Origin of the sequence: Devosia sp. (assembly GCF_048261455.1) — a bacterium.
Lineage (GTDB): Bacteria > Pseudomonadota > Alphaproteobacteria > Rhizobiales > Devosiaceae > Devosia_A.
On record NZ_JBLXGA010000001.1, the window covers coordinates 238,191 to 246,561 of the forward strand.

Annotated in this window: 11 protein-coding genes; 8 read left to right on the top strand and 3 right to left on the bottom strand. The window is 64.5% G+C overall.

Translation table 11 applies throughout. The annotated features are described in order from the left end of the window. Nucleotides 1-39: 39 nt before the first annotated feature. Nucleotides 40-942, bottom strand: coding sequence for a polyprenyl synthetase family protein (locus tag ACN0TK_RS01165; RefSeq protein WP_417307597.1), 903 nt, complete (start codon nucleotides 940-942; stop codon nucleotides 40-42). Between the two features lie 248 nt (nucleotides 943-1,190). Between ACN0TK_RS01165 and rpmF the strand changes: the two genes are divergently transcribed. From rpmF to ACN0TK_RS01185, 4 genes are all read left to right on the top strand, one after another. After that, nucleotides 1,191-1,373 carry a 50S ribosomal protein L32 gene (rpmF, locus tag ACN0TK_RS01170; protein WP_417307598.1) on the top strand — a complete coding sequence of 61 codons (183 nt, stop codon included), beginning with the start codon at nucleotides 1,191-1,193 and terminating at the stop codon, nucleotides 1,371-1,373. Nucleotides 1,374-1,467: 94 nt separating this feature from the next. Then, on the top strand, nucleotides 1,468-2,862 hold the full coding sequence (fumC, locus tag ACN0TK_RS01175; RefSeq protein WP_417307599.1) for a class II fumarate hydratase: 1,395 nt from the start codon (nucleotides 1,468-1,470) through the stop codon (nucleotides 2,860-2,862). Then, complete coding sequence (locus ACN0TK_RS01180; RefSeq protein ID WP_417307600.1) at nucleotides 2,862-3,236, top strand: YkvA family protein; 375 nt, start codon at nucleotides 2,862-2,864, stop codon at nucleotides 3,234-3,236. Before fumC ends, ACN0TK_RS01180 begins: the two co-directional genes overlap by 1 nt. 214 nt (nucleotides 3,237-3,450) lie before the next feature. Next, the gene (locus tag ACN0TK_RS01185; RefSeq protein ID WP_417307764.1) at nucleotides 3,451-3,786 is read left to right on the top strand and encodes a hypothetical protein; all 336 of its coding nucleotides are present in this window, start codon (nucleotides 3,451-3,453) and stop codon (nucleotides 3,784-3,786) included. 21 nt (nucleotides 3,787-3,807) lie between these two features. On the opposite strand, the gene ACN0TK_RS01190 is transcribed toward ACN0TK_RS01185, so the two are convergent. Then, on the bottom strand, nucleotides 3,808-4,011 hold the full coding sequence (locus ACN0TK_RS01190) for a hypothetical protein (RefSeq protein ID WP_417307601.1): 204 nt from the start codon (nucleotides 4,009-4,011) through the stop codon (nucleotides 3,808-3,810). Nucleotides 4,012-4,229: 218 nt separating this feature from the next. Beyond that, complete coding sequence (gene gloB, locus ACN0TK_RS01195) at nucleotides 4,230-5,006, bottom strand: hydroxyacylglutathione hydrolase (RefSeq protein WP_417307602.1); 777 nt, start codon at nucleotides 5,004-5,006, stop codon at nucleotides 4,230-4,232. 87 nt (nucleotides 5,007-5,093) lie between these two features. Between gloB and ACN0TK_RS01200 the strand changes: the two genes are divergently transcribed. The 4 genes from ACN0TK_RS01200 (at nucleotide 5,094) to ACN0TK_RS01215 (ending at nucleotide 8,368) form a co-directional block, all read left to right on the top strand. Continuing rightward, complete coding sequence (locus ACN0TK_RS01200) at nucleotides 5,094-5,834, top strand: class I SAM-dependent methyltransferase (RefSeq protein ID WP_417307603.1); 741 nt, start codon at nucleotides 5,094-5,096, stop codon at nucleotides 5,832-5,834. 72 nt (nucleotides 5,835-5,906) lie between these two features. Next, nucleotides 5,907-7,013, top strand: coding sequence for a pyridoxal phosphate-dependent aminotransferase (locus ACN0TK_RS01205; protein WP_417307604.1), 1,107 nt, complete (start codon nucleotides 5,907-5,909; stop codon nucleotides 7,011-7,013). Further along, nucleotides 7,013-8,038: a prephenate/arogenate dehydrogenase family protein gene (locus ACN0TK_RS01210; protein ID WP_417307605.1), complete on the top strand. Its 1,026-nt coding sequence runs from the start codon at nucleotides 7,013-7,015 to the stop codon at nucleotides 8,036-8,038. Before ACN0TK_RS01205 ends, ACN0TK_RS01210 begins: the two co-directional genes overlap by 1 nt. Nucleotides 8,039-8,113: 75 nt before the next feature. Beyond that, nucleotides 8,114-8,368, top strand: coding sequence for a GlsB/YeaQ/YmgE family stress response membrane protein (locus ACN0TK_RS01215; protein ID WP_417307606.1), 255 nt, complete (start codon nucleotides 8,114-8,116; stop codon nucleotides 8,366-8,368). The last annotated feature ends 3 nt before the right edge of the window (nucleotides 8,369-8,371 follow it).

Consider the following 8,371-nt stretch of genomic DNA (forward strand, 5'->3'; position numbering starts at 1 on the left):
ATCAGGGCGCGATCCATCGGGGTCGCGCCCTTTTTCGTATCAGCTCTGGCGCGCGCCGAAATAGCGAACAGTGGCGCGCAGCCCGTCGGCCTCCGGGCCGAATTCCGCGAGCGCGGAAAGGGCTTCATCGATGATTGCGTTGAGGACGTCGCGGGCACCGTCAACGCCAAGGCGTCCGACGAGGGTCTGCTTGCCCATAGCGGCGTCCTTGCCGGTCTTTTTGCCCATTTCCTCGGCCGAGGCGGTGACGTCGAGAATATCGTCAGCCAGCTGAAAGGCGCGCCCTGCCGCTTCCGCATAGGCGGTGAGCCGGTCGAGGGCCGCAGCGTCGGCGCCGCCGGCAATGGCGCCCATGCGCACTGCAGCACGGATCAGGGCGCCGGTCTTCATGGCGTGCATGGCGGCGATGCCCGCTTCGTCGAGCGGGCTGGTCTCGCCCTCGATGTCGCGCATCTGCCCGCCGACCATGCCGGCGGGGCCAGAGGCGGTGGCGAGTTCGCTGACAAGCCGCAAGCGGGTCGCCGGATCCGGATGGGTCACGGGTTCGGCAAGCAGGGCAAAGGCTTCGGTCAGCAGCGCGTCGCCGGCGAGAATGGCGGTCGCGTCGTCATAGGCGCGGTGCACGGTGGGCCGGCCACGACGCAGGTCATCGTCGTCCATCGCCGGCAGATCGTCGTGGATCAGCGAATAGCAATGGACAAGTTCAAGCGCGATGCCGGCAGGCAGGGCAGCGGCGGCCGACAGCCCGAAGGCTCCGGCGGCCTGCACGACCAGCAGGGGGCGCAGGCGCTTGCCGCCATCGAGACTGCCATGACGCATGGCCTCGATCAGGCGGTCCGGCGCTACACCGGGGCCAGCCAGTGCGACAGTCAGGCGTTCGGCGAGGGCGGTCTCGACAGATGCGGCAGTGCTGGTGAGTTCGTCTTTAAAGGCGTATGACATCGAGTATCCCTAGAAGCCGGCGTGTGCTTTTAGCGGATTTCGCTGTTTGTGGGAAAGAACCAGGGCGCAATTGTCGATCGGCAGCTTCGTGTGGCGGCCGAAATGGTCGGGATACGGGCCGATCATGGCATTTCTCCCCTTCCCATAGGCGCTTTTCTATTCTATAGACGCGCGCAATTCCCGACAGACCAAGTCTGTTACACGCCGACACGCGGTTGGCGACCCGTTTTTGAACCAGGAGTACCACCATGGCTGTGCCAAAGCGCAAGACCTCGCCGATGAAGCGCGGTTTCCGCCGCTCCGCCGATGGCCTCGGCGTCCCGGCCTATGTCGAAGACAAGGATTCGGGCGAGCTGCGTCGTCCGCACCACGTCGACCTCAAGACCGGCATGTATCGTGGCCGGCAGATCCTCGAGCCCAAGAAGTCGTAAGCCTTCGGGCACTCGATGATCGATTTTTCAAAATAGTTCTGACAGCCGGTCCGGCAACGGGCCGGCTGTTTCCATTTGCAGCGAGGAGAACCTCATGGGCACCCGCGTCGAATCGGACTCAATGGGCACAATCAATGTGCCGTCCGAAAGCTATTACGGGGCGCAGACCGCCCGCTCGCTGGCAAATTTCGATATCGGCGGCGAAAAGATGCCCGCCGAGATCATCCGGGCTTTCGGCATTTTGAAAAAGTCGGCCGCTTTGGCCAACAACAAGCTCGGGCTGATGGATGATGCGACGCGCGACCTGATCGTCGCGGCAGCCGACGAGGTGATCGCCGGCAAGCTGAAGGCGCATTTCCCGCTGGTCGTGTGGCAGACCGGGTCGGGCACCCAGTCGAACATGAACGTCAATGAAGTGATCTCGAACCGTGCCATCGAGATGGCCGGCGGCACGATGGGCTCGAAAAAGCCGGTGCACCCCAACGATCACGTCAACATGAGCCAGTCGTCCAACGACACCTACCCGACCGCGATGCACATCGCGGCGGTGGAGGCGATCGAGAATTATCTCATCGACCGCGTCATGCTGCTGCGCAACACGCTGGACGAGAAGTCGAAACAGTTCATGCAGGTGGTCAAGATCGGCCGCACGCATCTGCAGGATGCGACGCCGCTGACGCTCGGCCAGGAGATTTCCGGCTGGGTGGCGCAGCTCGATCTGGCGCTGAAGGCGATCCGCGCCACGCTGCCGCAACTGTATGAGCTGGCGCTGGGTGGCACTGCCGTCGGCACCGGGCTGAACGCGCACCCCAAGTATGGTGAGACCGTCGCCGCCGAGATCGCGACGCTGACCGGACAGCCCTTCATCACGGCGCCGAACAAGTTCGCCGTCATGGCGGGGCACGACGCATTCGTCGGCAGCTCTGGGGCGCTGAAGCAGTTGGCCGTGGCGCTGATGAAGATCGCCAACGACGTGCGCTGGCTGGCCTCCGGTCCGCGTTCGGGGCTCGGTGAACTCACCATTCCCGAGAACGAGCCGGGCTCGTCGATCATGCCGGGCAAGGTCAATCCGACCCAGGCCGAAGCCACCACCATGGTGGCGGTGCAGGTGATGGGCAATGACGCCGCGATCGGCATCGCCGCGAGCCAGGGCAATTTCGAGCTCAATGTCTATAAGCCGGTCATCGCCTACAACTTCCTGCAGTCGGTGCGGCTGCTGGCCGATGCGGCGAAGAGTTTTAACGATCACTGCGCCGTCGGCATCGAACCCAACGAGGCGCGGATCAAGCAGCTGGTCGACCAGTCGCTGATGCTGGTGACGGCGCTGAACCGCAAGATCGGCTATGACAACGCGGCCAAGATCGCCAAGAACGCCCACAAGAAGGGCACGACCCTGCGCGAAAGCGCCATTGAGCTCGGCCTGTTGACCGGCGAAGAGTTCGACGCCGAAGTGAAGCCCGAAAACATGGTCGGCCCGCTCAACGTCTGATGCTGGCCCGGTTGCGGGCCTGGGCCGGTCGGCTGAAGCGCGACATTGTTGCGGTGTGGCTGGCCGCCCGCGACCCTCAAACGCCATGGCTCGCCCGCTGGATGGCACTGGTCGTTGTCGCCTATGCGGTCTCGCCAATCGATCTGATCCCAGACTTCATCCCGGTGCTCGGGCTGCTGGATGATCTGCTGCTGGTGCCCCTGGGGCTGTGGCTGGTGATCCGGCTTATACCGGCTAGCGTTCTGACCCGGTGCAGGGCCGATGCAGAAAGTGCCGACCGGCCGCGCAGCACGTGGGCCGGCGCGGTTGTTATAGGCATCTGGGTTGTGGTGGCTTGTTTGTGCCTGTGGTGGGTTACGGGGCGCCAGGCCTGACGTCGTGGATGTCGTTTCCCGTTGATGGAGGGCCGGTTTCGCTGGCGGTCGCGACTCTGCTTTGGCATGGTCTGGCAGTTCAGCGACTGGGAGTGTCCCGATGAGTGACAGCGCCGTATTCATTCCGCCCGAGCGCCGCAGTGGGCGGGGCGTCTTCATTCCGCCGCTGCTGCTCGTCCCGCTGCTGGTCTACAACTTCTTTGCGTTCCTGTTCATGGGCGGCAACCCTGCGGGTTGGGCCAACGAACTGCTGACCATCCCCATGGTTTCGGGCTTTGCCTGGTCGCTGACCGCGGGCGATCTGCTGTTGGTGGTGGGGCTGGTGTGCCTGTTCTTCGAGGTGGTGAAATCCACCCAGACGGGCCGCTCGTCCGTCGTCGAGCACATGCTGTCGACGCTGGTTTTCGTAGTGTTTCTGGTCGAGTTCCTGCTGGTCGGCGCCGCCGCCAGCTCGGTCTTTTTCATCTTGATGATGATGGCGATCTTCGACGTCGTTGCAGGTTTTACCGTGTCGATCACGAGTGCCGGACGCGACGTGACGATGGGCTAGGCGCCCGCTCGCCTCTTCAGTTCAGACCGTGCGGGTCGTGCGATAGCCCATGGGCATGCGGCGCACCGCCTTGCTGGCGCCGTCTGCATAGGCGGCGATCGCCCGGTCAGGTTGCGCGCGAAAGCTGTGGCGCTGGGTCTCGAGATGGTCACGTGCAGCGATGAGATGGCTGACGAAGTCGGAAGCGGTGGCGCCTCGCAATGGCACGCGGAGCGGTGCGCTCACCGGCACCAATGCGTTTTGCTGCACCTGAAACTTTGCAACCACCGTCGTCAGCCTCGCTGAGACCGTTTCGTGCCAAAATGGGACGAAAGCGCGCTCATGTGGGTCCGAACGTTCGAACCACGTAAACAGGTTGCAATATTTTGTTAGGGATTTCGCCTTTGTGATGAATTCAGGGTTAATGGCGGTCCCGCTTCGGGACGTCGTCCGTACGTGGTGGCTCAGCCCTTGAAGTCGTCCTTGGCCTTGCGCAGGGCGCCGAAAACCGCCGCCGGATCGGCATCGGGTTGCATGCCCATGGCGCGGACGATCGCCGGCTTGTCGACACGCAGGAAGGGGTTGGTGGCCTTTTCCATGCCGAGCGTGACCGGAATGGTGAACTGATCGCTGGCCCGCATGCGTTTGACTTCGGCTGCGCGGACGGTGAGCGCGGCGTTCCTGGGGTCGACGCTCAGGGCGAAATTGGCGTTGTCGAGCGTATATTCGTGCCCGCAATAGAGCAGCGTGTCGTCGGGCAATTCGCGCAGCTCCGCCAGAGCCTCCCACATCGGTGCGGGCTTGCCCTCGAACATGCGCCCGACCCCCATCGAGAACAGCGCATCGGCGGCGAACAGGTGCCGACCGGCGCCATCGTAATAAACGATGTGGCCCAGGGTATGCCCGGGGGTGGCGAAGATCTCGAACACGGTCTCGCCCAGCTGCACGGTGTCCCCGTGCCCGACCAGTTCGTCGAGGCCCAGAATCTTGCTGGCCTCCTCGCGCGGTCCGGTGACGGTGATGTCATACTCGCGCTTCAGCGCCGGGATGGCTTCGACATGATCGGTATGGTGATGGGTGATGAACAGATCGGTCAGCTTCCAGTCGCGCCGCTCCAGCGCCGCCTTGATCGGCTTGAACTCGGGAGCGTCGATGGCGGCGGTCCGCCCGGTCGCGACGTCGTGCACGAGATAGCCGAAATTGTCGGTGCGGCAGGCGAAGACATCAATGAGAAGCGGCAAGGCAAAACTCCGGAAATCAGATGTGCCGGCCGGGTGACAAGCGGCGGCGAAGAGGGCAGACTCTAGCCAAGCTTTCGGGACATGGCCATGACACCAGACGTGCAACGCCTGATCCAGTTCTACAAGTCGCCGCTGGGCAAAATCGCACGCGCGCTGGTGCGTGAAGACATCATGCGCGTGGCGGGCGCCATCGACAAGCAGCGCATTGTGGGGCTGGGGTTCGCGACACCCTATCTGCGCTTCACGCTGGAAAAGGCCGAGCGGGTGCTGGCCTTCATGCCGGCGCGGCAGGGGGCGTCAGCCTGGCCGCGCGAGGGCCCCTCGCACACGGTGCTGTGCGATCTGCTCGACATGCCGCTCACCGATTCGGCGGTCGATCTGGTGGTGGCGGTGCATGCTTTCGAGCATGTGGCGGACGCCGAGGAGCTGATGCGCGAAATCTGGCGGGTCACGGCCCCCAATGCGCGGCTGATCGTCGTCGTGCCCAAGCGCCGTGGCATGTGGTCGGCGGCCGACAACACGCCGTTCGGCGACGGGCATCCGTTTTCCCGCGGTCAGCTCGAGCGCTTGCTGCGCGCCCACAGCTTCGTGCCGGAGGTGTGGCGCGATGCGCTCTACCTGCCGCCGTCGCAGAGCCGGCTGGTGCTCAAGTCGACCCGGTTTTTCGAGCGCGCCGGCCGGCTGTTCGGGTCGACGCTGGCAGGCGTGCATATCGTCAGGGCCCGCAAGGAATTGTTCCCTGCCGTGCCGCGCCGCAAGCGGGCCGGCCGGCTGGTGCGGGTTCCCGCCCTGGCGCCACAGGCGGCGATGGAGATCGCGGATCGCTGAGGCCCGGAATCTTTTGCCAATCAGGGGGGCATCCCCTATGGTCCGGCCGATTTTTCCGGCCTGGCCCAGATCATGACCACAGCTTCTTCCCGCCCGCAGCCACAGCCTGGCATTGCGCAGATTGCCGCCTATGTTCCGGGGCGCTCCGACGTGCCGGATGGCGTGCTGCTGACCAAGCTCAGCGCCAATGAAAGCCCGTTGGGCGCCAGCCCCGAAGCGATCAAGGCTCATCGCGAGGCGGCCGAGCAGCTGCATGTCTATCCCGATGGGTCGGCGCGGCGGCTGCGCACGGCGCTGGGCGAAGTGCATGGACTTGATCCGGCGCGGATCGTCTGCGGGTTCGGTTCGGACGACCTGCTGCACCTGTTGGCCCAGATCTACCTGGGCGAGGGCGACGCGGCGGTGATGAGCCAATATGGCTTCAACGTCTATCCGATCATCACCCGGGCCGCGTCGGCGGAAATCATCATGGCGCCCGAAACGGATTTCTGCGCCGATGTCGATGCGCTGCTCGGCGCGGTGACGGACCGGACGCGGATCGTCTTTCTGGCCAATCCGAACAATCCGACCGGCACCTATCTGCCGGAGGCGGAACTGCGGCGTCTGCATGCGGGGTTGCGCGGGGACATCCTGCTGGTGATCGACAGCGCCTATGCCGAATATGTGACGGCGGATGATTATGTGCCGGGGATGAGCCTCGTCGATGACGCCGAGAATGTCGTCATGGTGCGCACCTTCTCGAAGATGGGCATCGCCGCCGAACGTGTTGGCTGGATGTATGGTCCGCCGCATGTGATCGATGCGGTCAATCGCATCCGCGGGCCGTTCAATGTCACGCTCGCGGGGCAGGCCGCAGCCGAGGCTGCGGTGCGTGACACCGAGTTCACCGCAAAGCTGCGCGACCACAATGCGCGCTGGCGCGCGTGGCTCAGCCAGGCGCTCAGTTCGAACAGCGTCTTCGTGCCGCCAAGCCAGGGCAATTTCGTGCTGGCGGTTTTCCCGGACGACGACACCGCCAAGGCAGCCTTCGTTGCCCTGCGCGACAAGGGCCTGCTGGTGCGCGAAATGCACTCTTACGGGTTGCCGCAGGCGCTGCGGATCAGCATCGGGCTCGAGGCGCCGATGCGGGCCGTGGCGGATATTCTCACCGATTTTGGCGCCAGGGGAGCGGCGGACTGATGTTTGAAAAACTCGCACTCATCGGCATCGGGCTGATCGGCTCGTCCATCGCCCGCGCGACGCAGCTCAAGGGCCTTGCGAAAACCATCGCGATTTCCACCCGCAAGCCGGAAACGCTGGATGAGGCGCGGCAACTGGGGTTGGGGAACAGCTATTCGCTCGACCCGGCCGAGGCGGTGCGCGACGCGGATCTCGTGATCCTGTGCACCCCGGTTGGTGCCTATGAGGCGGTGATGACGCAGATTGCCGGCGCTCTGGCGCCCGGCGCGATCCTCACCGATGTTGGCTCGGTCAAGCAGCATGTAATCGACGTGGTGGGGCCGCATGTGCCTGCTGGTGTGCATTTCATCCCGGGCCATCCGCTGGCCGGCACCGAGCATTCCGGCCCTGCATCGGGTTTTCCGGCGCTGTTCACGGGACGCTGGTGCGTCCTGACACCAACCGACGATGTCGATTCCGTCGCCGTGGCGCGGCTGACCGCCTTTTGGGGTGCGCTTGGGTCCGATGTCGAGGTCATGGATGCCGCGCATCATGATCTGGTGCTGGCGATCACCAGCCATGTGCCGCATCTGATCGCCTACAATATCGTGGGCACGGTGGCTGATCTCGAAACGGCAACACAGTCCGAGGTGATCAAGTTCTCGGCCTCGGGTTTCCGTGATTTTACCCGTATCGCGGCGAGCGATCCGGTGATGTGGCGCGACGTGTTCCTGACCAATCGCGATGCGGTGCTGGAGATGTTGGGGCGTTTCCTCGAAGACCTCAGTCAGCTGCAGCGCGCCGTCCGTGTCGGCGATGGGCCGGCGATGGAAGCGCTGTTCACTCGCACGCGCGAAATCCGCCGCTCGATCATCACCGCGGGACAGGAAACGGCGGCCGCCGACTTCGGGCGGCCGCATGGCGACGGGGCTCTGCCAGGGGGCGGTGCGACTGCTACGGGGACGTCCGGGGCCGCGCCGGTGCCGCCGCCGATCGACACGCCGGAGATCTATTACCGCGAGCACGGCGGCGGCGAAGACGCCTGAGGCCGGCTCAAGCTCCGCGCAACTAAAGCCTGCTCACCTCGTTGTGATCCATCGCAACAAGGAAACAGCGTCACCATGGGTATTCTTTGGACCATCATCATCGGCTTCATCGCCGGTGTTATCGCCAAGTTCATCATGCCGGGCAGCAACGAGCCCTCCGGCTTCATTCTCACCACCATTCTCGGCATCGTCGGCGCCTTCGTCGCCTCGTTCCTCGGGCAGGCTCTCGGCTGGTACGCACCGGGTGAAGGCGCGGGTCTGATCGGCGCCGTGGTCGGTGCGATCATCGTGCTCGCCGTGTGGGGTTTCATCGCCCGCCGTCGCGCCTGATCC

Excerpts from the sequence above, each read along its gene's own strand:
- ACN0TK_RS01165 (WP_417307597.1), bottom strand. The coding sequence starts at position 942 with ATGTCATACGCCTTTAAAGACGAACTCACCAGCACTGCCGCATCTGTC.
- ACN0TK_RS01205 (WP_417307604.1), top strand. The coding sequence starts at position 5,907 with ATGACCACAGCTTCTTCCCGCCCGCAGCCACAGCCTGGCATTGCGCAG.
- fumC (WP_417307599.1), top strand. The coding sequence starts at position 1,468 with ATGGGCACCCGCGTCGAATCGGACTCAATGGGCACAATCAATGTGCCG.
- ACN0TK_RS01200 (WP_417307603.1), top strand. The coding sequence starts at position 5,094 with ATGACACCAGACGTGCAACGCCTGATCCAGTTCTACAAGTCGCCGCTG.
- rpmF (WP_417307598.1), top strand. The coding sequence starts at position 1,191 with ATGGCTGTGCCAAAGCGCAAGACCTCGCCGATGAAGCGCGGTTTCCGC.
- ACN0TK_RS01210 (WP_417307605.1), top strand. The coding sequence starts at position 7,013 with ATGTTTGAAAAACTCGCACTCATCGGCATCGGGCTGATCGGCTCGTCC.
- ACN0TK_RS01180 (WP_417307600.1), top strand. The coding sequence starts at position 2,862 with ATGCTGGCCCGGTTGCGGGCCTGGGCCGGTCGGCTGAAGCGCGACATT.
- ACN0TK_RS01215 (WP_417307606.1), top strand. The coding sequence starts at position 8,114 with ATGGGTATTCTTTGGACCATCATCATCGGCTTCATCGCCGGTGTTATC.
- ACN0TK_RS01185 (WP_417307764.1), top strand. The coding sequence starts at position 3,451 with ATGGGCGGCAACCCTGCGGGTTGGGCCAACGAACTGCTGACCATCCCC.